The sequence below is a fragment of the Thiorhodococcus mannitoliphagus genome (genome assembly GCF_010915725.1).
Classification (GTDB): domain Bacteria; phylum Pseudomonadota; class Gammaproteobacteria; order Chromatiales; family Chromatiaceae; genus Thiorhodococcus; species Thiorhodococcus mannitoliphagus.
In genome coordinates this window covers 1-23242 of sequence record NZ_JAAIJR010000042.1, presented here as the reverse complement: position 1 = coordinate 23242, position 23242 = coordinate 1, and the positions used below count along the sequence as shown (strand labels likewise).

20 protein-coding genes and 1 tRNA gene are annotated in these 23242 nt (G+C 63.0%); 11 read left to right on the top strand and 10 right to left on the bottom strand.

All coding sequences use genetic code 11. The features are described 5' to 3' along the window. Window positions 1–113: 113 nt before the first annotated feature. Genes G3480_RS11910 through G3480_RS11895 form a run of 4 tightly spaced genes read right to left on the bottom strand, consistent with a single transcriptional unit; the run spans window position 114 to window position 7047 of the window. Window positions 114–2333, bottom strand: coding sequence for a hybrid sensor histidine kinase/response regulator (locus tag G3480_RS11910; protein WP_164654112.1), 2220 nt, complete (start codon window positions 2331–2333; stop codon window positions 114–116). A gap of 9 nt (window positions 2334–2342) precedes the next feature. Continuing rightward, window positions 2343–3989: a CheR family methyltransferase gene (locus G3480_RS11905; protein ID WP_164654111.1), complete on the bottom strand. Its 1647-nt coding sequence runs from the start codon at window positions 3987–3989 to the stop codon at window positions 2343–2345. Continuing rightward, window positions 3986–5089 carry a chemotaxis-specific protein-glutamate methyltransferase CheB gene (gene cheB, locus G3480_RS11900; RefSeq protein WP_164654110.1) on the bottom strand — a complete coding sequence of 368 codons (1104 nt, stop codon included), beginning with the start codon at window positions 5087–5089 and terminating at the stop codon, window positions 3986–3988. Before cheB ends, G3480_RS11905 begins: the two co-directional genes overlap by 4 nt. After that, window positions 5089–7047, bottom strand: coding sequence for a methyl-accepting chemotaxis protein (locus G3480_RS11895; protein WP_164654109.1), 1959 nt, complete (start codon window positions 7045–7047; stop codon window positions 5089–5091). Before G3480_RS11895 ends, cheB begins: the two co-directional genes overlap by 1 nt. A 696-nt stretch (window positions 7048–7743) precedes the next feature. Here G3480_RS11895 and G3480_RS11890 point away from each other — a divergent pair. The 6 genes from G3480_RS11890 to G3480_RS11865 all read left to right on the top strand — a co-directional run bounded on the left by G3480_RS11890 (window position 7744) and on the right by G3480_RS11865 (window position 13051). Next, entirely contained in the window at window positions 7744–8715 is a 972-nt protein-coding gene (locus G3480_RS11890) for a TonB-dependent receptor (RefSeq protein WP_164654108.1), read from the top strand. Between the two features lie 191 nt (window positions 8716–8906). Further along, window positions 8907–9695, top strand: coding sequence for a DUF2189 domain-containing protein (locus tag G3480_RS11885; RefSeq protein ID WP_164654107.1), 789 nt, complete (start codon window positions 8907–8909; stop codon window positions 9693–9695). Between the two features lie 605 nt (window positions 9696–10300). Then, on the top strand, window positions 10301–10915 hold the full coding sequence (locus tag G3480_RS11880) for a BMC domain-containing protein (protein ID WP_164654106.1): 615 nt from the start codon (window positions 10301–10303) through the stop codon (window positions 10913–10915). Window positions 10916–10983: 68 nt separating this feature from the next. After that, on the top strand, window positions 10984–11586 hold the full coding sequence (locus tag G3480_RS11875) for an NUDIX hydrolase (RefSeq protein ID WP_164654105.1): 603 nt from the start codon (window positions 10984–10986) through the stop codon (window positions 11584–11586). Window positions 11587–12280: 694 nt separating this feature from the next. Then, window positions 12281–12637 (top strand): hypothetical protein, encoded by a 357-nt coding sequence (locus G3480_RS29730; RefSeq protein ID WP_240905772.1) that lies wholly within the window; start codon window positions 12281–12283, stop codon window positions 12635–12637. Between the two features lie 69 nt (window positions 12638–12706). Next, the gene (locus G3480_RS11865) at window positions 12707–13051 is read left to right on the top strand and encodes a hypothetical protein (RefSeq protein WP_164654103.1); all 345 of its coding nucleotides are present in this window, start codon (window positions 12707–12709) and stop codon (window positions 13049–13051) included. A 167-nt stretch (window positions 13052–13218) separates the two neighbouring features. On the opposite strand, the gene G3480_RS11860 is transcribed toward G3480_RS11865, so the two are convergent. From G3480_RS11860 to G3480_RS11850, 3 genes are all read right to left on the bottom strand, one after another. Beyond that, on the bottom strand, window positions 13219–13599 hold the full coding sequence (locus G3480_RS11860; protein ID WP_164654102.1) for an addiction module antidote protein: 381 nt from the start codon (window positions 13597–13599) through the stop codon (window positions 13219–13221). Window positions 13600–14187: 588 nt separating this feature from the next. Further along, window positions 14188–14264, bottom strand: a tRNA-Arg gene (locus tag G3480_RS11855). 147 nt (window positions 14265–14411) lie between these two features. Next, the gene (locus G3480_RS11850) at window positions 14412–16418 is read right to left on the bottom strand and encodes a UvrD-helicase domain-containing protein (protein WP_164654101.1); all 2007 of its coding nucleotides are present in this window, start codon (window positions 16416–16418) and stop codon (window positions 14412–14414) included. A gap of 213 nt (window positions 16419–16631) precedes the next feature. On the opposite strand from G3480_RS11850, the gene G3480_RS11845 reads away from it, so the two are divergent. Continuing rightward, window positions 16632–16955, top strand: a complete 324-nt coding sequence (locus G3480_RS11845; protein ID WP_164654100.1) for a DUF2782 domain-containing protein — start codon at window positions 16632–16634, stop codon at window positions 16953–16955. Window positions 16956–17375: 420 nt separating this feature from the next. On the opposite strand, the gene G3480_RS11840 is transcribed toward G3480_RS11845, so the two are convergent. Beyond that, window positions 17376–17732, bottom strand: a complete 357-nt coding sequence (locus tag G3480_RS11840) for a PilZ domain-containing protein (protein WP_164654099.1) — start codon at window positions 17730–17732, stop codon at window positions 17376–17378. Window positions 17733–18011: 279 nt separating this feature from the next. Between G3480_RS11840 and G3480_RS11835 the strand changes: the two genes are divergently transcribed. Beyond that, window positions 18012–18521, top strand: coding sequence for a glycosyl-4,4'-diaponeurosporenoate acyltransferase CrtO family protein (locus G3480_RS11835; protein ID WP_164654098.1), 510 nt, complete (start codon window positions 18012–18014; stop codon window positions 18519–18521). Here G3480_RS11835 and G3480_RS11830 read toward each other — a convergent pair. Together G3480_RS11830 and creD are read right to left on the bottom strand one after the other, a co-directional pair. Continuing rightward, on the bottom strand, window positions 18462–19589 hold the full coding sequence (locus G3480_RS11830) for a glycosyltransferase (protein ID WP_164654097.1): 1128 nt from the start codon (window positions 19587–19589) through the stop codon (window positions 18462–18464). The genes G3480_RS11835 and G3480_RS11830 overlap by 60 nt on opposite strands. 208 nt (window positions 19590–19797) lie before the next feature. Next, window positions 19798–21195 (bottom strand): cell envelope integrity protein CreD, encoded by a 1398-nt coding sequence (gene creD, locus G3480_RS11825; RefSeq protein ID WP_164654096.1) that lies wholly within the window; start codon window positions 21193–21195, stop codon window positions 19798–19800. A gap of 758 nt (window positions 21196–21953) precedes the next feature. Here creD and G3480_RS11820 point away from each other — a divergent pair. The 3 genes from G3480_RS11820 to G3480_RS28960 all read left to right on the top strand — a co-directional run. Next, window positions 21954–22184, top strand: coding sequence for a ribbon-helix-helix domain-containing protein (locus tag G3480_RS11820; protein ID WP_240905771.1), 231 nt, complete (start codon window positions 21954–21956; stop codon window positions 22182–22184). Next, entirely contained in the window at window positions 22181–22513 is a 333-nt protein-coding gene (locus tag G3480_RS11815; protein WP_164654094.1) for a type II toxin-antitoxin system RelE/ParE family toxin, read from the top strand. The genes G3480_RS11820 and G3480_RS11815 overlap by 4 nt, the downstream gene beginning before the upstream one ends. Window positions 22514–23134: 621 nt before the next feature. Further along, window positions 23135–23242: type II toxin-antitoxin system RelE/ParE family toxin (locus G3480_RS28960; RefSeq protein ID WP_338114122.1), on the top strand; the 108-nt coding region annotated here is incomplete at its 3' end.

Sequence of the window (23242 nt, the reverse complement as noted above, 5' to 3'; positions counted from 1 at the left end):
TGAGTGTGTCAGGCCGCGTGGATAAACCGCGCCGGGCCTTTCTCGATTGGCGCTCTAGTAAGCGGCGCCTCCCAACAGATCGCGCGGGCCGATCGGGGAGCATTCAAGTCGGTTCACCCTAGCAGATTGCGCAGAGTCTCGACCAGACTGGACTGATTGAAATCGCCCTTCACGATGTAGGCATCGGCCCCGACCTGAATGCCGCGCTGCTTGTCCTCCTCCTTCTGACGCGAGGTCACGATGACGATCGGGGTGCCGTGATAGCGATCGTTCTCCCGCAGCCGGGCGGTCAGGGAAAAACCGTCCATGTTGGGCATGTCGACATCGGTCAGCACCGCATCGAAGTGACCGCCCAATGCCTTCTGCCAGCCATCCAGCCCATCCTCGGCCAGGGTGACGCGATAGCCATGGGCCTCCAGGATCTCTTTCTCGATTTCGCGGGTGTTCCGCGAATCGTCGACGACCAGGATCTGCTGACCCACCGGGGGCTTGTCGGCCGTGCGCGCTGGCTCCGTCGCGGTCAAGGTCTCCCCACGGACACGGCGGGCGGCTGCCAGCAGTGCCGGGGCCTGGAGGACGCTGACCAGTTCGTTGGTCCCAGTGACCACCATACCAGCCACCATGCCCAGTCCGCGCAGATGTTCGGGCAGGGGTTTGATGACCATGTCACGCTCATCGAGGAGCCGATCCACGACCAGCCCCAGCTTGGACTGATGGACGTTGATCACCACCACCAGATGGGACGCGCCGCCAGGGCGTGGATCCAACCCAACCTCGCCAGCATGACCCCTGGGTTCCTGTAAACGCAAGAGTTCCGCCAGGGGGATCAGGGGCAGGAATTCGTTGCGCAGGACGATGGCCGGACGGTCGGCGACCTGGATGGTCTCGCCGCTGGGGATACGAATCAGCTCCGCGACATGCTGAGCGGTGAGCCCGAACGACTGGCCGCCGGCCTGGAACAGCAGAACCCGCATCATGGCGAGCGACAGCGGGAGCTGGATGCGCATGAAGGTCCCCTTCCCTGGACGCGAGGAGACCGACAGGGCGCCCTGGAGGTCGTCGACGATGGTGCGCTTGACCACGTCCATCCCCACGCCACGACCGGAGACATCGGTGATGATGGCGCTAGTGCTGAAGCCGGGCTGAAAGATCAGTTCCGCGACCTGGTCGTCGTTGATCGCGCTCGCGCTGGCGGAGTCGATCAAACCCTTTTGCACCGCCTTGGCGAGGATCTTGTCGCGATCCAGCCCGCGACCGTCATCGTCGATCTCGATCAGGATCCCCACCCCCTCCTGGCGCGCCGACAGACGGATCCGGCCGAGCGACGGCTTGCCCGCAGCCTGGCGTTCTTGAGGAGACTCGATCCCGTGATCGATGGCGTTGCGCAGCAGATGCACCAGGACATCGCTCAGACGGTCGATGAGATGGCGATCCAGCTCGATCTCGCCACCGCTGATCTCGCAATGCACCTCCTTGCCCAGGTCCCGGCCCAGTTCGCGGGCAACCCTGGCGATGGGATCGAAGACGATGGCCAGGGGCAGCATGCGCATGATCAAGGCCCGATCATTGAGGTCGCCGGTCAGCAGCTCCTCTTCCATGATCAGATCACGCAGGCTCAGGGTAAAACGATGCAAGGCCGCCGCCTGTTCGGCCAGCCGCGTCGCGTCGGCTCCCGGCACAGCGCAGGTGTCACGCAGGAGTGACTGAAAGGCGGCATCCAAGGCCCTCGCCTCCAGCAACTGCTGGCGGAACCTGCTCTGGCTGGAGACGACCTCGCCCATCAGTTTGATGAGCTCGTCGAGCTTCTCCATGCGCACACGCACGGTCTCTGGGGCGCGAACGTCGGTGGACGGCGTGGCGATGGGAGCGGATGCTGGAGTCTCCGGCTCAGGGTCTGGTGGATTGGCCGCGCCCGAACGCTCGGCCTCGGCGGTGGAGGTCGTGCCGGCGGCGGCCTGGGCGAGCGCGGCGCACAGCGCCTGGTCCGGCGGCGGGAGCTGTCCGCCGCTCGGCTCCACCTGCTCGACGAGTGCGCTGATGGCATCCACCCCGCGCATCAAGAGGCTGCCAAGCTCGGGGGGCTGTTGGAGCTTGCCATCGCGCAGCGCCCCCAGCACCTCCTCCAACTGATGGGCAGTCTCCGCGATGCTGTCCAGCTTGAGCATGCGCGCGGAGCCCTTGATGGTATGGGCGGCGCGAAAGAGTCCGTTGATGGTTTCGCCGTCGAGCGTGCCGCCGGCGGACAGGGTCGTCAGCCCGGTCTCGAGTCGCTCCAGATGATCGCGTGCCTCACCGGTGAAACGACCGAGGAATTTCTTGATATCGAGGGCCATGGTCGCGCCTCAGTCCGCCGTTGCGTCGAGTCGGGACAATCGGGTCTCACAGAGCAGGCGTAGATCCCGAAGCGAATAGGGCAACGGCAGTGGACCGACGTCTTGTGGGCTGTCGGCGCGCTCGCCGGATTGGCCGAAACTCGCCATGTCCGGGCGGTCCAATTGACGCAGGACGATGCGATACTCGCGCCGCGCCAGATCCGCTTGCCCGCTCTCGCGGTAGAGTTCGGCGAGCTGAAAGTGGGCCTGCCAGGCATCCGGACGATGGTAGATAGCGCGGCGCAGGTGGCCGATCGCCCCCGCCACGTCAGCCTGCCCCTGGGCGATGCGACCCAACAGCAACAAGGCATCCAGAGACCAGGGATCGATCGCGAGCGCCCGTTCCGCCGCCGCGCGCGCTCCAAGCCTGTCGTCTCGTTCTAGGAGGATGTGCGCCAGAAGCGTCAGGTCTTGGATGCGAGGGGCAAGTTCGGCGCACAGCGGGGCAAGCCGGTCCAAGGCATCGTCGAAGCGCTCGGCCTGGGTCAAGGCCAATGCCTCTTGGTAGACGGCCTCTGCGGATTTGGGAACCTGAACCTCGGCCCTTGCTCCCACGGGCGGCACAGCGATCGGTTGCGCTACGATGGATTGCTCAAGGACCGGATGTTCTCCAATCGCTCGAATCGGCTTCAGGCCCGACGCTCGCCCGTCCGGGTCGCCGCGCAAGGGGAGACCGTCGAGCATTGCCGGGCAGGCATCCGGGACCGGTCTCTGTCGCCGGGTGGAGATGAGCGATGGCGCGAACTCCGCCGACAGCCCCATCCCTGGTCCAAGACCGGATTCGAGCGATGCTTTGAGGATGGGTCGATCCGGGGAGGCGTCCGCGAAGAAAAACACCCCATCCAGCTCGCGCAGCGCCAGAACCCCAAGATCGTTGGCTAGGGTCTCCGAGATCCCGACGATGAGATACCCGCCTGGATTGAGCAGCGACTTGAGCCGACCCAGAACAAGGGCGCGTGTCTGCGCGTCGAAATAGATGGAGACGTTGCGGAAAAACAGCACATCCTGTCCCCGCAACGCCGCCGGATACTCGGGCGCCAACAGATTGAGCTGCTGGAAGGTTGCTTGGCGGCGAATGCCTTCGTCGATTCGACGATGGGTTCCCTCGGCGGGCGTGAAATAACGCTCGATCAAGACCGGTGACAGGGCGCGGAATGAAAAGGGATTGTAGACGCCTTCTCTCGCGCGCTTGAGGGCGGCCTGATCGACATCCCCGGCATTGAGATCGAAGAGGCTGTCGGCGAGTTCGCCATAACGTTCGCGCAGCGCCATGAGGATGGAATAGGGTTCCTCTCCAGTGGAACAGCCGACCGACAGGATCCGGATCGGCCGACCGGGTTGCTGGCGGGCGAGCAGTTCGGGGCAAAGACGCTCGGTCAACAGATCGAGATGCTGAGGCTCGCGGTAGAAGTAGGTCTCGTTGATGGTCAGCAGGCTGGTCAGCGTCTGCAGTTCATCCTCATCGGTACGCAAACACTCCAGGTAGGCATCGGCGGAGTCCGCGCCGACGCGGGCGATCCGTTTGACGAGCATCGCGCGCCATGGGTCGTCGGACGCTTCGCTCAACTGCAGTCCAAGTCGTTCCTTGATGAAGGACTGAACCGCTTGGAGATTCATGGCGTCGCAGCCCGTCGCGCCACCGGCGCGGTGCGCGCGAGCCAGCCGAGTTCCTTGGCGATGGCATTCAGTGGAAGCACCGACTGCACGGCGCCGGCGAGGATGGCCTCCCGATTCATGCCGAAGATCACTGAGCTTTCTTCGTCCTGACCGATGGTCATACCGCCCGCGCGACGGATATCGAGCATACCGCGTGCCCCATCGCGTCCCATGCCGGTGAGAATCACACCCACCGCGCGGTGACCGCAGACCTCGGCCACCGAGGCGAGCAGACGGTCGCAATTGGGGTGATAGATATCCGACTCGACGCAGGGTGTCAGCTGGATGCGGTAATCGCTGCTGATGGTCATATGGGTGGATGGATCGGCCAAATAGATCCACCCCGGCCGAGGCGACTCGCCCGCCCGAGCCACCGCGACGCTCAGCGGACAGAGGTCGTTCAGCCAACTCGCCATGGCCTCGGCGAAGCCCTCGGAGATGTGCTGCGCGATCAGGACGGGGGACGGGAAGTCCGCAGGCAACGCGGGCAGCAGGCTAGCTAGCGCCTGGGGTCCGCCCGTCGATGAGGCGATGGCGAAGACACGCCCCTGATCGGCGCCCGCTGCCTTGTCCCCACTGGCTTCGAACGCATGGGGCGCGCGCGCGACAGCCGCTTGAGGCGAGATGTGCGGCGGAGCCTGCGCCTTTCCTCGGCGAATATGGCGGATCACTGGAACTCTGGCGAGCATCTTGAGACGGGCCGCCAATAAGCAACCGTCGTCGATGGTCGGCTTGGCGGTCGCCTCCAGGGCGCCGCGCTCGACTGCCAACATGGCGTTGCGCGCGTCTGCGAGGTCGGACAGCACCAGGATGGGCGTCGCGCGGACGGCCATGATCTCCTCGATGGCCGCCATACCGTCCATCTCCGGCATCTGCAGGTCCATGGTGACGATGTTCGGCTTGAGCGACAGCACCTTCTCGACCGCCTCGCGGCCATTTTCGGCCTCGCCGCAGATCCGTAGTCCCGGCGCATCTTCCAGCAAGGCGCAAATCAGCGCCCGCGCCGAGCCACTATCGTCGACCACCAGCACGCTGATCGGCTCCACGGCGATGGGTTCCATCACTCGGTCCGCGCAGCAGTGTCGGCCGAGTCGAGCGCCGTCGTCGCCCGCTCATTCAGTGTGAAACGGTCCATCTGGACCTTGAGATTGGCGGAGAGCTGGGTCATCTCCTGGGCGACCTCGGAGATCCGTCGGACCGACTTGGCCGTATCGGAACTGGCGGTCACGATCTCCCTGAGCGCCACCACGACCTGACTGCTCGCGGTCCGCTGCTGCTGGGTCGAGAGGCTGATCTGCTGGGCGGAACTGGTCGCTTCGCTCGCCGCCTGGACCAACTCCTCGAGAAAGGACGCGGTGCGCGAGGAGGCGTCCATGCCCTGGTCGATCCCGACCGTGCCTTTTTCCGAGGTGATCACAAGACGACTGATGGATTCCTGAATCTCACCGACCTTCCTCGCAATCTCGCTGGTGGATTCGGTGACCGAATCGGCCAACCGACGGATCTCCGCCGCCACCACACCGAAACGCTTACCCGCCTCGCCCGCCGAGGCGGCCTCCAGCGCGGCGTTGAAGGCGATCAACTTGGTCTGATCCGCGACCGTGTCGATGATCTCCATGATCCTGGAGATCTCCTTCGATTTGCTGCCGAGGTCGACGATCTCTTTGAGCGAGTGCTGATTGTCACGGCGGATCTCCTCCATCTTGGCAACCAACTGCTGCATGGCCTCCGAACCCTGACGGCTGCCATCGTAGGTGCGGCGGGCAACCTCGACTACGGACCCGGAATATTCGGCGATCTGACCGGAGGACGCAGAGAGTTGCTCCATCGTCGAGGTGATCTCCGCCACCGAGGTCGACATCTGGCTGGAGGTCGCCGCCTGACCGTCGACCGCCTGGGCGATCTCGCGCGCAGCGGTCAGCACCGAGGCGGCATCGGTCTCGACCTGGGAGACGAGCCCATGCAGTTGATGGCGCATCTGGTTGGTGGTCTGTGCCAGTTCCGCCAGTTCATCGCGACCCTCCAGCAGGATCTCACCGGTCAGGTTGCCCGCGGCGACGCGATTCAAACCCTCGGCGACCCGGAGGAGACGTCGCGCCAGCACGCGCGCGGTCAGGAACGCGATCGCCAGACTGAGCAGCAACACCAGGCCACCGATCAGCCAGGCCTGGTTGGTTGCCCGGGCCTCGACCTCAAGGTAGTGCAGACGATCCTTGGCCACCTCCAGAACACCGAGCGGGGCGCCGGCATAGTCATCGACCCGCTCGGCATAGACCACCATGGGGAGGCCGTCGACCTCGATCCGCTTGTATTGCGGGGTCCCGTCGAAGGCCGCCTGCAGGCTGGCGGTATCCAGGAGCGGCTTATCGCCCTTGGTCATGGCAAAGGTCTCGATCGACCCGTCGCGAAACACATGGAGCCCGGCCTCTACCCCATGGCCCTGCTTGAAGGCAGCGAAAAAGTCCGGACCGAAGGACATGCCGAATTCGACGGAGCCGAGGTGCCGCCCCTGATCGAACACCGGCACCACACCACGCGCACCCAGTCCGGCAACCCCGGACTCCAGGCCACGTTGTGGCTTCTGCTTGGTATTGGCATCCACGACCGAATGGCGAAAACCAGAGAGGTCATCCCCGTATTTATCGACCTTGTGCAGCCGCAGAAAGGAGGTGGCGGGCGGTGTATGGAACTGGAACTGGACGGCCCCGTAGTCGGCCTCCAGGATCTTGAAGGGGGGAAGCAGTTGTGACTGCAGCCAATCCCGATCGCCGGCGGCAAAATGCTGCTGGACCTCAGGGATATTGGCGACGAGCGTGCTCATCGCCTCGGCGAGACGGGTCTCGGCTGAAACATCGACCCGAATGGCCTCGGCGTATTGCCGCAGCTCGGTCCGCTCCGCCTCCAGGATCACCTGATCCAGACCACGCAAATTGAAAAAGGTCAGCACCGAGACGGCGATGAGGATCGCGGCCCCGACACCGATGAGGTTGTTGGCCCAAAGACGGAGATTCGTGAACATGACGGGACTCTTGGTAATCGCTGATACGCTCGCCGAACGGCTCCCAGAGCAGAGGCGTTGAGGATGGACCGCTGTGCGCTCATCGCATGGAGCAACCCCGAGGATGGCGGCATGATCGCCACGTATCCCCTGAGCAAACCGGAGCGACGCTAGCCGTAAGCTGGGCTGCGGTCAAGGCGCGGGCGGCGCAAACCGACGCTTAGATCACTGTCGCCTTCGGTTCGGCGCTCCTTCTCGGCAGGACACCGCGCCCACCGACTGCACGATTTGGCTGATCGATGATCAAGGCCAATTCTCGAGTGACGCAATCCGTGCGGATTAATCCAGGTCCGCCGACACCTCCGTAGGGGCATGTTCCAAAGCGCGAAGACAGTTTCCGAACACCCCCAGGCCTCTTGATAATTCCACAGCACGGACCGCAAAAAAACCCATGGCAATGGAATCCGACGCCATGAGCGCCCATGTCACGGCCAGAGTCATGCAAATCGCACTACAACAAACTCAGAGTCCTTGCTGCTATTCCACATCCAGCCTACAAGTGTCGGCCTTGAACCGAGATCCGGCGGTTGGACGGCGCCCAGAGTGCGTCCAGCCTAAGTGCCCGGCAAAGCGCAACGCGCCGCGTAAGGCACAGAGCAGTCAGCTGCTGGATCGAGGTCAAACCCCGCGCAGGACCCCAGCCATAGAGACGTGCAGATGAAAGACGACATTGCCGAGAAACGAAACGCAGAAACCGGGAAGGGGGGAATCCAATCCCAGTTGTCGGCCCTGACGATTGCAGCGCTGCTTTGCCCCGGGGCCTTGATCGCCGCCGAGGGCGCGAACGAAGGATCCACCCGGCAGTCTGGATGGGCACCCTTCGCTGCTGGTGGTTACGTCCACCAGTTCGACAGCGATCTTGACGCCGGAGGAAGTTTCGAAGTCGACCGCTACTTCCTCCAAGCGGGCATGTCCTACAGCCTCGGCCCGCGGCGCCGCGTTTCCTTCTCGGTTGGTGGCGGGAGCACTCGTTACGACTTCTCCGGTGGGATCGGCCTCGCGGACGATCCTTGGGGGAGCATCGATCAGCTCAGGTTCAGCGTGCCGGTCACCTGGGCCATCGACGAGCAATGGACGTTGTTCGCCATTCCCACCCTGCGCTACTACGGCGAATCAGGCGTCGGCTCAGGGGACGCGGCGACCGGGGGTGCGCTTGCCGGCGTGTCCTACCGGGTTAACGACAGTCTCACGATCGGACCTGGTATCGGTGTTCTGAGCCGGCTCGAGGACAGCGCCAATGTGATCCCGATTCTGCTCATCGAGTGGCAGATCACCGACCGGCTCAACCTCGGGACAGGGCGCGGACTGGCCGCCACTCAGGGCCCCGGCCTGGAACTCAACTATCGCTTATCGGAGACTTGGAGCTTCGGCCTGGGCGGTCGGTACGAGTCCCTGCAATTCCGCCTAGACGATAAGGGTCCCGCTCCGAATGGTGTCGGCGAGGATCGCTCCATCCCCTTGTATTTGAGCGCCACCTACGCCCGCGGCCGCGACCTGCGGATCAGCGCGATCGCGGGGATGGAGATCAACGGCGAACTGCGTCTCGAGGACGCTAGCGGCCGGCAGTTGGCACGCGAGGACTACGGATCGACACCCTTTCTTGGCGCAACCTTCGACATCAGATTCTGAGGATGACGGGGTTCGGATCGACACACGGGTGGGTACCCGGACGTAAGGAAGCCTGCCCTTGCGTCTCCAGGAGGCTGTTCGAATTGTTGGATTTGGGTTGGAAGCTTACCGAAGGACTGGTCATGAAATGATCGAAATCGGCGCGCTACGCGGATTTCAGGCATCGATAACTGATAGGAGGAGGATCATCAATGAACGAGACAACCTCTGAGCCGCACATAGACCAAGAGGACCCAGCTGTCAATCGGGTGACCTTGCGACACCCTTGGCAGTGGCTGGAGAAGGGCTGGCACGATATCCGTGTGGCCCCCCTCTACAGCCTGAGGTACGGCGGCGCCATTGTTGTCTTGAGTGCCTCGATTTTCCTTCTGACCCTCGTTGGTCACCTCAGTTTTCTGGTGCCCTTCCTCACCGCTGGGTTCTTCTTGATGGCACCCTTGCTCGCGATCGGGCTCTACCGGATGAGCGACCAATTGGAGCGGGGCGAATCGCTGGCGCACTGTCAAGTGCTGGAAGCGATCAAACGCAATCAGGGCCAACTGGGTATCGCGACCGGGTTCCTCCTAATCATCATGCAGTTGTGGATCCTGGCCTCTGTCTTTCTGTTCATCATGCTCTTCCAAGACCCCTTTCCAAGCTGGGACAACTTCATCCCAACGGTCGTGTTGTCGGGGGAGCACACGCCCCTGATGATCGCCGTCGTTCTCGTCGGAGCCTTCTTCGCTGCCTGTGCCTTCTGCGTCAGCGCCATCACCATCCCCATGTTGATCGACCGCCCCGTCGACGGCTTCACGGCGATGCGGACCAGCGTGCGCGCAGTGGCTCAGAATTGGCTGCCCATGCTGCTCTGGGCCGCCCTGCTAGTCGCGATCGTTGGGGCCGGCCTCCTCACCTTCTATGTCGGGCTCTTCCTGGCCGTGCCCTTGGCGGGCCATGCGACCTGGCACGCCTATCGAGACCTTGTACCAAGGGCGCCTTGAGGCGTCTCGGCCGAAGCTCAAAGCCGCCGAGGCGCGGCTGCCCCCTATTCAGAGTGGAAGGAGGTGCGCAGGCGAGGCGTCTCGAGCTAGGCGCTGACAACCGGATCCCAGTATCGAGAATCAATGGCATCGAGATCCAAGTAACATCTGCGGCGAGGAGCCTGTCCGACCTGGGGGGATCGAAGCGAGGAAGTGGGAGAGCGAGGCCATTTCGTTCCGGTTTTGAGGCGCATAGTGGTTCTATGTAACGAAAAAGCGGGGCGAAAGGGACCGTTCTCCCGATTCCGCAGCCGATTCATCCTAAGTCGGACAGGCTCCTAGGAAAAGCTGCCAAGAAAGCGCGCTACTGCAGAGTTACTATCGCGTTGTCGACCCGTGAATAATTGCGACGCCCGCGCGGCGCTGACACCGAAACAAGGGCATATCCTGCCTTGCTGCTTAAGTGCAAGCTGGGGGCAGGCGCCGCAGCATCCCTGTATAATGCTCAGCTAATTTAGCCGAGCGCACGGCGGCGTCGCGCTCCCGCATGTCTTCATCCGGGACGGACCCAAAGCCAGAACGCTCTGCTCCTGGGTTGGAGACGACAGCATCGGTATGCGCCAATCATGATCAAGCTCAGAACATACGTCTATGTCGACTCTCTTCAGCCCCAGCTCGCTGAATACATGGCGACCGTCTCCCAGGGATTCCTGCCGATCCCAGGGGATGCCTGCCTTTGGGTCGAAGTGTCTCCCGGCATGGCCGTTCACCGCCTGACCGACATCGCGCTCAAAGCAACACGCGTGCATCTGGCGCAGCAGGTCATCGAGCGCGCCTTCGGCTCCATGGTCATCCACCACCGCGACCAGAGCAATGTGATCGAGGCAGGCCGCCTCATGCTCACCCACATGGGCGCCAGGGTCCAAGACCGCGAAACCTGCAAGGTCGCCTGGAAAGAGATCATTCGCTCCATGTCTCCAGATCACACGGTGCTCATCAACCGCCAGAATCGGCGTGGCTCTATGATGCTGCCCGGCCAGAGTATGTTCATCCTCGAGACCGAGCCAGCGGGCTATGTCATCTACGCCGCCAACCAGGCGGAAAAGGCCGCGAACATCTCCATTATCGATGTGAGGGCGGTTGGCGCCTTCGGCCGCTTGACCATCGCCGGCAGCGAGGCCGATGTTGACGCGGCCGCCGCAGCGGCAGTTGCCGCCGCAGAGAATCCGTCCGGGACCTGAAGCGCCGTGCCGCACGCGCATCGCCCAAGAAACAACCAGCCGCTTTCGATTCCGCGAGTCAACCGACCATGCATCGCCGTGAACTCTTGACCTTGCTGCAACGGCATCGCAGCCCCTTCATGGAAGAGGCCGCGCATGTCAGACAGACCATCGCCTTCGTCCAGGAGCACGAGAACTGCTTCGACTGCGACCTCTGGCCCGGCCATGTCACAGGCTCGGCCTGGGTCGTGAGCCCGGATCGTGAGCGCGCCCTGCTACTGCACCACCGCAAGCATGATCAGTGGTTCCAGCCGGGCGGGCACGCCGACGGCGACGCGGACATCCTGCGCGTCGCCCTGCGTGAGACCTCAGAGGAGACGGGCCTGGACGCTTGCCATATTCGACTCGTGGACTCAGCGCTCTTCGATGTGGATGTCCATACCATTCCTGCGAGCCCGCGTGGACCGCGTCATGAGCACTATGACATGCGCTTCCTGGTCGAGATGGAGGACGATCTGCTCATCCCCGGCAATGACGAGTCGCACCAGGTCCTCTGGGTTCCGCTCGCACAAGTGTCGCGCTTCAACAATAATCGCTCCACCTTCCGCATGGTCGAGAAGACGCGCCGGATGCGCCAGCGGCGCACCCACCAGCCCGCGCCTGCGCCAGACCATCGCCACTTGGGGTTTTAGGGCCGGCTCTAGCTTTAGGCGAACTCGGAAATGACCTTACCCAAAAGGCGCGGGGCAGCAGGATGGGCAAAGTCCGCACTCGGCGCTTGAGCGTCACCTCGGCGCTGGACGGACGTGCCCATCTTGCAGGACACTGAGTTCGGATGATGGGCACGCCCGTCGACCCTCGCACTCCGAAAGTAGCCCATCGTCAGGGCTTTTCCCATCCTCTCAGAACCCAAGCAAATCCATATTTTTAATGGTTTACCCGCCCGCGGCTCGCACGAAAACGTTGGCTCATTCCGATAAGTTCCTCTTATCGCAAACCAGCCCTTGCCTTCGTGCCATGTGCGCGTGAACGGGCTTAGATGGCATTTCCGGATGGGCACCCAAGGGGTCAACCAAACCTCTCGCATGGGATGTCCGCGCACGCGCGGCATCAAATCAGTTTCGTTGGGCAAGTGGCCCATGGGCCATCCCGGGCGTCGCCTCAGGACTACGGTGGGGCCTGCAAAGTGGCCTGAGGGTGGATCGGAGGTCGACGGGGAAACACCGGTGATACCCGTTTGGATGAGGCGCTTAAGTCAACATGGTCGTGCTCTCCAGATGCCGCAGTGTGCGCGGCGCCAGGCGCCCTCAGGCACCCTCGACGAGCCGCAGATTAAACAGTTTCTCGGCACAGAACGGCTGTCCGTGCGCCTGATACCAAAGCGCCTTGGCGAGCTTACGCATCAACTCAACGACCTGTTTGCCCTTGGTCGCCCCCGAGATGCGCGGTCTTGACCTGAAACCAGCGTCGCACCAGCGGGTCATGGGCGATCAGGCGCAGGGCGGCAAAGTAGCGATAAAACCGCGCCACCGAGGGACCGCGCTTGGTGATCGCCAAGCGTCCCTGGTGCGTGCCGCTGCTGTGCTCCTTGAGATTGAGCCCGAGCGCCTGCCGAAGTATCTCGACGACGCCGTGCTCAACGGCGAGATGGACGCCTTGATGGCGCGCATCCAAGCAACCCAGCTCAAGCCCCCCCTACGCGCGGCCTACCTCCAGGCGCTTGATCAGGTCCTGGCGGGGTGATGCCGAGGGGCGGAGAACCACGGTCTATCGTCCGGACGAGACAATCCTGCCGGATTGGGAGGAGGCTCAATGGCTGCTTCAAGACTTGCTCGGCTGAATGGTTACCTTGAGGAGGTTGAGTTCGCGCTCGATATGGGAGACGGGCCGCTCCTTCGCGAAACGCGTGGTCGGCTGGGAGTTCTGGAGCTGGATGCCGAGGAGGAGGCCGAGCTAGGCCGGCTTGATGCTCTGGTGGTGGATCAGGTGAGGAGCCTGAACGACATCCAATCGTTTCTCCTCGAAGACGACCCGTCTCATCCCCTTGAGCACTGGTGGTGGCACCTCGGCAAGCTGCGCGATGGGTCCTACCCGGCCAACCTCCTGCCGGAGCACCTGCGCGAAGTCTACGAGCATGCGCGAGACGAAGCCGCCTGATGCGCCAGGACATCGACGACTTTAACCAAGGCGCGCGGCTCACCATTGGCCTCGTCTCTTGGGCCGGCGGCCTGGTGCTGATCGACATCGCGGCGAGCTGGTAGGTGGTCCTTGGGCTGCTGATGCTGGGCTTCGGTCGGGGGCTCTCGCGTCGCGCGGCGCTCAAGTCAGGATTCATGACCCGCGAGGAGCTGGGCGGCTGAGGCGTTGACACCTGCCGGCTGAGCGCCCGAGCCCCGAGCGGATGGCCGCTCAATCACGCGCTGCGTCAAATGTAGCTCCAGACCCAGCGCGCGCGCCATCTTCAGCACCAGGGCAAACGACGGATTCCCCTCGGCGGACAGGGCTTTACGCAGTCCCTCGCGGCTCACGCCAACCTCGCGGGCCAGGGCGCTGAAGTTGCGCGCCCGGGCCACATCCCCGAGCGCGTGGCGAATCAGCGAGCCGTCGCCGGGGTCTTCCTCAATGCAGGCTTCCAGGTACAGCCGGATGTCTTCCTCGGTGTTCAGATAGTCGGCACTGTCCCAACGCGAAAATGTCTCAGCCATCGCTCAACCCTCCCACTCTTTGGCCAACGCCTTCGCTTGCTCGATGTCGCGCGCCTGCGTGGACTTGTCGCCCCCGCACAGCAGCACGACGATGGCCACGCCCTAGCGGATGAAATACAGCCGGTGGCCCGTTCCGTAAAAGATGCGCATCTCCGAGACGCCATCGCCACAACTTCCCCCCTTTCGCAAAGGGGGGCTAGGGGGGATTTCGGGCGGCATCGCTCGCATCGGGAAACAATTGATGGGCACTTTCTTCGTGCATGTTGCCACGCGCTTGCGTCATCGGGTCGTGCCGCATCTTCCGGGGCGTTATCGCCGAGCCATGGAGGCCGTGGAATACGCCGACCAGGAAAGCCAGGCTCGTGCAGGAACGCGCTTTGGGGGCTTGCTAGACCGCAGCCGCGGATGGCGCGTCGTAAGATAGCAAAGTGGACCCGCCAGAGATCCGAACAGCCAGCAGTAAGAAGGCAAGCGAGCAGGACGGGCGATTCATCGTCTGCAACCGCGCGGCCACCTTAGTCAGCGTGACACAAAGAGCGCGCAGCAATTCAGAGAGCTTCAGTGTGGATGGCGTAAGTCATTGTAGATTGGCGCGCCCGACAGGATTCGAACCTGTGACCCCTGCCTTCGGAGGGCAGTACTCTATCCAGCTGAGCTACGGGCGCTTTGAGTGATTTGAGCTTGGCCCCGGAGGCGTTCGGGAGCGGCAAGAAGGCTCAATTCAGCTTTTGGATTATCGCTGTTGGCGGCCGCATCGTCAAAGGCGGATTTCGCGCCGCGCCGCACCAGAGGGTGAAGGGCTCGCCGCCCGCCTAGCCGGCGTCGAGAATCCCTTTGAGCATGTGCAGGTGGCTCATGCCACGCGCCTTGCGATTCTCGGGCGTGTCGGAGCGCTCGCCTCCCCAGTCGAGCTGATCCGCGGGAAGCTCAGTGAGAAAACGGCTGGGCTCGCTGCGGATCCATTCGCCGTAGCGACGCCGGCGGCTGGTCAAGGTGAAGGTCAGCGCGCGCTGGGCGCGGGTGATACCGACGTAGGCGAGGCGGCGCTCTTCCTCGATGGTGTCCTCCTCGATACTGCTGCGGTGGGGCAGTAGCTCTTCTTCCATGCCGACGAGGAAGACGTGCGGAAACTCGAGACCCTTGCAGGCATGCAAGGTCATGAGGTGAACACGGTCGCCTCCCGCCTCTTCCTCCTGACGATCCAGGACATCCATCAGCGTCAAGTGCCCGACCATATCGGCCAGCCCTTTGTCGTGGAAATCGCCTTTCTGGAGCTTGCCGAGCCATTCCAGCAGGTCGCCGACGTTCTCGTAGCGGCGCTCGGCCACGCGCTGGCTCGAGGCGTGCTCGCGCAACCAGGCGTAGTAGTCGATGGTCTCGATGAGCGCCCGCACGCCGCCGACCGGATCCTCCGCACTGCGACGCCTGTGCTCACGGATCAGATCGACGAAGGCGCCGAGACGGTTGCGCTGGCGCTCGCTCAAGTGTTCGGCAAGCCCAGGATCTTCGCAGCCGGCCAGCAAGCTCGTGCCCTGCTCTCGCGTGTAGTCGGCAAGCCGCTCCAGCGTCGTGGGGCCAATCTCGCGGCGCGGCGTGTTGACGATGCGCAGGAAGGCGGCGTCGTCCTCGGGATTCGCGAGCAGTCGCAGGTAGGCCATCGCATCCTTGACCTCGGCGCGCGCGAAAAAGGAGGTGCCGCCGCTCAGGAAGTAAGGGATGTTGTGCTCGCGCAGGGCCTTCTCGAACGGCCGGGCCTGGTGGTTGCCGCGAAAGAGGACGGCGACGTCGCCGAAGGGAACCTTCTCGGCGAAGTGGAGATGCAGGATCTCGGAGGCCACGCGCTCGGCCTCGTTGGCCTCGTCGGTGCAGCGCAGCACGCGGGGCATGTCGCCGGGCCCATGCTCGCTCCATAGCCGCTTCTCGAAGACGTGCGGGTTTTTGGCGATCAGGGTGTTCGCAAGCCCCAGGATCCGCGCGCTCGAGCGATAGTTCTGCTCGAGCATGATGACCTTGAGTTCCGGGTAGTCCTCCTGGAGTCGCGCGAGGTTTTCTGGTCGCGCCCCCCGCCAGGCATAGATGGACTGGTCGTCATCGCCGACCACCGTGAAGGCGCCGCGCGTGCCGGTGAGCAAGCGCACCAGCTCGTATTGCGCGCTGTTGGTGTCCTGGTACTCATCGACGAGGAGATAGCGCAGGCGATCCTGCCAGGCTTCCAGCACGGCGGGTCGCGATTGGAAGAGACGGGCCGGCGCGAGGATGAGATCGTCGAAATCCACGGCATTGTAGGCACGGAGACTGCGTTCGTAATCGGCGTAGAGCGCCGCCAAGCGGGCCTCGAAGTCGTCTTCGGCACGACTCAGTGCGGCTGCGGGATCGATCAGGTCGTTTTTCCAGCGCGAGATGCGGTGCTGCACGGCGGACGCGCTGATGGCATCGACCTCGGCCGTGCCGCGTAAATGCTCCTTGATGAGCGACTCCGAGTCCTGCGCATCCAGCAGTGAGAAGCCGCTGCGCAGACCGACCTGCTCCGGTGCCTTGCGCAGGATGTCGAGCCCCAAGGTGTGGAAGGTGGAGATCCGCAAGCCGCGCGTGTTGACGCCCTTGAGCTGCTGACTGACCCGCTCGCGCATCTCGCGCGCGGCCTTGTTGGTGAAGGTGACTGCACAGATGTGGCGCGGTTGCAGACCCTTGTCCTCGATCAGATAGGCGATCTTGCGGGTGATCACACGTGTCTTGCCGGATCCCGCCCCCGCAAGCACGAGCAGCGGGGCGGCGGTGTAGCGCACCGCCTCGCGTTGTCGCGAATTGAGTCCGGGCATAGCGTTCCTGCGGGCGGCCTTATGACAGGCCACACCGACTTGGCGTGGGTCAGGGAGGTCAGAGCGCCGCGACCGACGCGCGGCCTGGTCAGGCGACTGATTATGCCTGAGGCGGGACGCTTGAACGAGCAATCCGCTGGCGTTCGTACTACCATTCGGATCTGAGTTTAGACGCGCAATGGTGAAGTCGTGCCCAAAAGAATCCTAACTGCAATGACCCTGGGGCTGATGCTCGGGGGCGTGAGCGCACAAGATGACACGGACGCAGGTGCTGCCGGGTTCTTGCAGGCGCCAACGGTGGAGCCATCCTCGGTGACCGGCGAGGCGGTAGAGCCCGAGATCACCATCGTCGAGGACGGCGACCAACTCATCTATGAGTACCGCGTCCGCGGCGTGCTCTACATGGTCCGCATCCAGCCGCAGTTCGGCCCTCCCTACTACCTCTACGACTTGAACGGAGACGGACTGATCGACGCCCAGGACTCTTCACCAACGAACATCGCGATCCCCCAGTGGGTGCTGTTCGAGTGGAACTGACGCCAGCGAGGGGATGCCGCCAAGGGGTGGTGTCCTCTCGTCCCTACCCCACCAGCTCAACGCCCTGAGCCAGACGAAGCCGATCGAAGCCTCACGGCTGCCTGCCATGCGGCGCAACACGCTGGGGCGATTGCGCGCGCCCGTCGCGGCGGGGCGCCGCTCCCACCGGCCAGGCGCTTGGACCAGAGGATGATCGAGGCCCGAGCGATGCCGCCCGAAATCCCCCTTTGCGAAAGGGGGGAAGTTGTTGATGGACGCTTTCTTAGAGCGACGACGATTGTCTGCGGGATGCAGGTATCAGGAGTCCGGAAAACCGTCTAAGAAAATGCCCATCAATTGTTTCCCGATGCGAGCGATGCCGCCCGAAATCCCCCCTGGCCCCCCTTTGCGAAAGGGGGGGGAGTTGTTGATGGTCACTTTCTAAGCAGGGGGTCTGCGGTCGGCCGTTGAAAGCGGCAAGGGCGGCCGCGCGGACTCTTCAATGAGCTGCGACAAGCCATGAGACAGCTCGGACTGAAGCTCCCGGAACATGACACCAATCCCAGCCGCATCGCGATGGGCCACGACTGCGGGAATCAGCCAATCGCGCCCCAATGCACGCAACTCCAGCTCGACCATGGTTCCAGTCGGCAGCATCACATTGCGCACTTCAAGGAACATCCCCTGGCTCGATAGATTCGCACCCGTGGCGCAGAAGAACCGCCGCTTGCGGTAGCGGATGTAAACTGCCAGCTTGATCGGGTAGCGGGCAGAGTAGCGGCGCTCGATGGTCGTCACTGCCTTGACTCCTTAAGGGTTTAACTTTCAGCCCATATTAGAGACTCAAGTTGACAGTCAGGTGCAGCAAAGATGACGAATTGATGAAGCCGCCCTCAAGCTTGCTCGCGCTGAACCCGGCCACTGTAGACGGGAAAGAGGTTCCGGACCCACCTTGCCTAAAGCCGGCTGCGCTGCGACACCCCTTACCTTCGAGGTGAGTCGGAGGCACCTCTGCACCCGCCAGGAACTCGGGGTAAGATTGCGCGCCTTGTCAGATAGCCATCAAGAGCACTTGTCGTGTTAGAGAACGCAGGCCTCTATGCCGCCCTTTGGATTGCCTTCCATTTCGGCATCGGCTACATCGCCTACCGCTTGCCCCCAGCCTTCCTCAGGGATCTACCCTTTGTCAGCCAATGCTATCGCTGGGAGACCACCGGGCGACTCTATGAGCGGCTCGGGATTCGCGATTGGAAAGACCGTCTACCAGAGGCCGGTGATTTTTACGCAGGCGGGTTCTCGAAACGTCATTTGCACGGTCATGACCCCGCCTACCTCAGACGCTTCGTGATCGAAACCTCACGCGCTGAGACCTCGCATTGGCTGACCTGGGGAATGGCATTGACCTTCTTCGCCTGGAATCCCTGGGACGTCGGCGTGGCCATGATGATCTATGGCGCGATCGCCAACCTGCCCTGCATCCTGATACAGCGCTACAACCGCGTCAGGCTGAGGCGCGCGATTCGCATCCTAGCCCGACGTGCGGATCGGGATGGAGCGCCCCTTCCAGTGAACGCTGTTGCGCACTAGCGTGCGGTAGAGCGACCGCAAGAAGACCGCCGTGAAGAAGACCAGCGAAACCGGGTAGCTCAACGCAGTCACCAGTCCGAAGTTGCCCAGCTTGCGCAACAGCCACAACAGCTGCAGCACATAGGCCGGGTAGGCCACCAGGCCCGCGACGACCCAGGCGGACATCCCATCGCGCCACCACCCGACCAGGGCATCGACAGATGCCGAGGCTCCAGAGACCCAACAGATCATCATGACGAGGATCAGCGGATCCGTCGTCATGGCGCCACGCGCGAAGTTCTTGGTCCAGCCGTCGACCAGATCGCGCAGCCCTCCGGGATACATGCGGAAGGAAATGGTCCCCGCCCCGATGAAGTTCGACGCCCGCACACCGCGCTGGGCCATCTCGCGCGCAAGCGCCACGTCGTCGATGATCTCAGTGCGCACCAGACGATGGCCGCCGGTGCGGAAATAGTCCTCGCGCGAGCAAACCATGCAGGGACCGAAGCTGCCGTTCGACTTGACTGCATCGCCAGCTAGCGTGAATGAGCGGATGCTCCCCATCATGACGATGAAGAACATGGACGAAAGATACTCGTAGGCCTTGACCATGCGGTGATAGGGCTGCACCGAAACCAGGCCGCCGTGCTTGGCATGGGTGGCGACGATGCGCCGCAGACCCGTCGGCTCCAGCTCGGTGTCGGCGTCGAGAAAGACGAAGAGGTCGCCGCTCGCCTCCTGAGCACCCACCCAACAGGCGTGCGGCTTGCCAATCCAGCCATCGGCAAGCTCCGTTAGGGCTAAGGTCTTGGCCCCGGCCGCGCGCGCCAGCGCTGCGGTCGTGTCCGTCGAATTGTCGTCGACCACGATGACTTCGTAGTTTGCGTAATCCTGAGTCTGAAGCGACGCGAGGAGCGGCGGCAGGCGTAGCTGCTCGTTACGGGCCGGGATGATCACGGACACCTTGATCGCATCGGCCTGGCTGATCTTATCGACCAGGTGCTTCAGCGGTGGGCAAGTACGAATTCGTCCTAGAAAGACGAACGCAAGGCTCCATGGCAGGAGCAGCCAGAGTAGCTCGGTTGGCACGGCGGGTAGACTCGTTCCTAGCGTTGGGGAAGGTGGTGGCGCGGCCTGCTCGAGAGCGGCACACCAGGCATGAACCAGCGGGCGCAAGCAGTATGGCGACCTCCCTGCAAGATGGCAAACTTTCCGCTTCAGATTCAGCAATCTGCGTCGCTGCCGCTTGGATGGCAGCACCACCCAAGCGGCGTGACGGACAGCGTCCACCTCCCACTCAGACGCGCTTGGACTCCAAGGCGTACCAGTCCAGCTTGCGGGTCAGCACCATGGTCAGCGCCAGCAGCCCGAAGAGCAGCGCCGATCCCATCAGCAAGGCAACGTCCTCGGAGACCAGCAGGCCGTAGAGGGCCGCGAAGAGCACGCCGAGCAAGGCGGCAAACGCGAGCCCACGCCCCAGGCTCCCCAGCACATGGCTGAGATAGAAGCCTTGCAGCCCGACACAGGCCAGCGTTGCCGCCGCATAGGCCTGACCAAAGGCAATGTGCTCCGACAGACTGAGCAGGAGCAGGAAGAAGAGCGCCAAGGCAAGCCCCACCAGCAGGTACTGGGCCGGATGGATCCGCAGCGATTTGGTCAGCTCGAAGAGGAAGAAGGCCGCGAAACTCAGGGCGATGAAGAGGATGCCGTACTTCAGGGCGCGGTCCGCCATGGAGTAGACGTTCACCGGCTCGATGAAGCGCACCCCAAGCCACTCGGAGCAGCCGGATCCACAAGCACGATCTGCCGCGACATCCGCCCGCAAGGCAGCCGGCGCGGTCGTCGCGAGTCCGGAGACCTCCCAGACCGCACTGAAACCATCGGCACTCACCCGTTGGCTGTCGGTGTTGGGGAGAAAACGACCCTGGAAGCTGGGATGCGGCCAGGTCGATGCGAGGTCGATCCGCGTGCTCTCGGCCAGCGGCACGAAGCCAACGGACTCGGTCCCTCTGAAGCCGAGTTCGATCCGAAACGCGATCTCACGCGGTCCGTCAGAGGCAGCCGACGGCGTCTGTCGTTGAACCAGGGGCGGCAGCTCGGCATGAATGCCCTTGGGAATCGCCTTCCCCAGCTTGGCTCCCTGCGCGAAGCCGTGCTCGACGCCATCCCACTTGAGCAGGGGTGCGCGGGCAATCCCTCGTGTATCGCTGATCCCGAGGCTGAGATAGGGCCGCCCCCAAGTGATGCTCGCGCCCTTGCGACGCCGTTCGACCTCGGGCTCGGCCGGAACCTCGAAGCGCCCCTCGATCACGCCGTTCAGCTCGTACATCATGGCCTTGAAGAGCCCGCGCCGCTTGAGCGCGGTGTCGCCGGAAAACGCCATGTGCGCCAGCTGCGGCATGAGCAGCGTCATGCCCTCCGTCTGGACCTCACGGACGCGGCGAACCCGGCGCGTACCGCCTTCGACCGGCTCGTCTGCCCAGTAGTTTTCCTTGAAGACCTGGGTGTAAGGCAGCACGAGTACAGGGCCTAAAATGGTCTGCGCCCCAGCGGAGCTGGCGGCGATCTCAGTCACCACGGCGCGCTGCCGCGCCGCACGCTCACCGACCAGCTGGTCGACCATTCCCAAGGGCACCGCCAGTGCCAATACTAGACCGACCGTCACGGCCGACTTGATCAATAGAGCCTTTTGCATGCGTTGTCTCCTTTTCGGTTGATCCCGGGAGACAGTCTGGCGGACGGAGTTGAAGCCCCGGTCGAGGCGGGGTGAGGCGTCTGTGAACTTGTGTGAAGTGCCGGCTACCTGAGACTCACTTGGGATTTCGTCTTCCAGAAGCGTCGGGGCGTGCTCGTGAACCCAATCACCGGCGAACCGCTGTTTCGCACCAACGCCAAGTCCTAGGAGCCTGTCCGACTTAGGATGAATCGGCTGCGGAATCGGGAGAACGGTCCCTTTCGCCCCGCTTTTTCGTTACATAGAACCACTATGCGCCTCAAAACCGGAGCGAAATGGCCTCGCTCTCCCACTTCCTCGCTTCGATCCCCCCAAGTCGGACAGGCTCCTAGGAGCATTCGGCTTCGGGGAGTGTTATTCCCAACACGATTTCGTCGCGAATTTCTTAGATTCGCCCACCTCGCCACCGGCCATGTTGCCCGCATTGCCACACCACCTCAGTGGTGGACAAGGTCGGGAATCGACCCAGAACCGACTCCGGGCTTGCGGCCGTGAGCCTCAGCTTAGGGGGCGACACCGGACCTGTGGCTGCTGGCTCCGCCTCCAGTCCTTAAACACGGTACTGCTGGTCGCTTCCGATGACGTTGCGGCGGCAAGACGAGCAATCCGTCAGAAGGACGCTTCAAGCCGGGACCATCTGGTACAAAGCCCGCGCCGAATGACAGGCATTGAGACTTGCCAATTTTTGCCATCGACGCTAGCTTGTCGACATGAGCACCATGAACATCTCTCTCCCGGACTCACTGAAAGCCTACGTCGATGAGCAGGTTTCCGGTCGGCGCTTTGGTACCAGCAGCGAGTACGTGCGCGACCTGATCCGCCGTGATCAGGACCGGCAGCGTCTGCGCGGGCTCCTCCTCGATGGGGCCACGTCTGAACCCGGAGCGGCCGCGGACATGGCCTACTTCGGCACATTACGAGAGCGTGTTCGTAAAGGTAAGGCCGATTGACGACGAAGCAGGTCATACCGCGGCGCCTCGCGATTGGGGACGTCGACGAGATCATCGAGTACTATCTGGAGACAAGCTCGGAAGCCATTGCCCTTGGGTTCGTGGATGCGCTGGAATCGGCCTATGCCGAGATTGGCCTGAACCCCGCGATTGGCTCACCGCGATACGCCTACGAGCTTGAGCTACCTGGCCTGCGGTCATGGCCACTCAAGCGCTACCCCTACCTGATCTTCTACTTGGAACGGGTCGCTCATATCGACGTCTGGCGAGTCCTTCACGGCCGTCGGGATGTGCCTCTATGGATGCACGAGCAAGACGAGTCGGAGTGATCCCGGGGCCAGGCTTTCAAAGACACATTTTTCGCGGCCGCATGGCGGACACGTCTGCCTTTTCCCCAACACATAGAGGTGATCTGCGCGTAAGTCCGGACAGCTTGGCTTCTGGCCGAAAATCAGAGCAAACCGGTCACCGAAACGATATGCGCCAGCGACCGCTGTTGGCCGAGTCCCGTCGGATCGGGTAAGGACAGCGGTCGCTGACGACCCGTTGCTGACACTGAGCGCCGACTGCTTCGACGGCTGGAATCGACTGGGAACCGGACGCTAGAGCATCGTCGGATCCGCTCCGGATTAGCTAGCGCGTCGCCGCGCAAGTTCCGAGACGGGTGCCTTGTCGTTGTCGTTGTCGTTGTCGTTGTCGTTGTCGTTGTCGTAATCGTGATCGCGGTCTCGACATGGCGAATATTTCGACAACGACAATGGCCAAGAACGGCCTCGCGACTTCTAACCCGCAGCACTAGCAGCATCATGATCCTACCGAACCAAATGCCTCTGATAGCAGGTCAGATTCTCTGCCAATCATTCTGCCGTGGCGCTGACGAGCGCCTGGATCTTAGCGGAGGTGATTGCTTCGACTCGATGATATAATACTTAGTGTGATACAGCATCGGAGTGCAAGAGCACGTGAGGATCTTCAAGAACGCTTGGTTCGAGCGCTTCGCGCGCAAGCAGAAGATCCGGGACGGGATGTTACGTGAAGCCGTCCTGCGAGCGGAGCAG

Coding starts and splice junctions, on each gene's coding strand:
- G3480_RS11895 (WP_164654109.1), bottom strand. CDS start 7,047: ATGTTCACGAATCTCCGTCTTTGGGCCAACAACCTCATCGGTGTCGGG.
- G3480_RS11850 (WP_164654101.1), bottom strand. CDS start 16,418: ATGCCCGGACTCAATTCGCGACAACGCGAGGCGGTGCGCTACACCGCC.
- G3480_RS11890 (WP_164654108.1), top strand. CDS start 7,744: ATGAAAGACGACATTGCCGAGAAACGAAACGCAGAAACCGGGAAGGGG.
- cheB (WP_164654110.1), bottom strand. CDS start 5,089: ATGGAACCCATCGCCGTGGAGCCGATCAGCGTGCTGGTGGTCGACGAT.
- G3480_RS11905 (WP_164654111.1), bottom strand. CDS start 3,989: ATGAATCTCCAAGCGGTTCAGTCCTTCATCAAGGAACGACTTGGACTG.
- G3480_RS11880 (WP_164654106.1), top strand. CDS start 10,301: ATGATCAAGCTCAGAACATACGTCTATGTCGACTCTCTTCAGCCCCAG.
- creD (WP_164654096.1), bottom strand. CDS start 21,195: ATGCAAAAGGCTCTATTGATCAAGTCGGCCGTGACGGTCGGTCTAGTA.
- G3480_RS11845 (WP_164654100.1), top strand. CDS start 16,632: ATGACCCTGGGGCTGATGCTCGGGGGCGTGAGCGCACAAGATGACACG.
- G3480_RS11910 (WP_164654112.1), bottom strand. CDS start 2,333: ATGGCCCTCGATATCAAGAAATTCCTCGGTCGTTTCACCGGTGAGGCA.
- G3480_RS11865 (WP_164654103.1), top strand. CDS start 12,707: ATGGCTGCTTCAAGACTTGCTCGGCTGAATGGTTACCTTGAGGAGGTT.
- G3480_RS11860 (WP_164654102.1), bottom strand. CDS start 13,599: ATGGCTGAGACATTTTCGCGTTGGGACAGTGCCGACTATCTGAACACC.
- G3480_RS11885 (WP_164654107.1), top strand. CDS start 8,907: ATGAACGAGACAACCTCTGAGCCGCACATAGACCAAGAGGACCCAGCT.
- G3480_RS11875 (WP_164654105.1), top strand. CDS start 10,984: ATGCATCGCCGTGAACTCTTGACCTTGCTGCAACGGCATCGCAGCCCC.
- G3480_RS11820 (WP_240905771.1), top strand. CDS start 21,954: ATGAACATCTCTCTCCCGGACTCACTGAAAGCCTACGTCGATGAGCAG.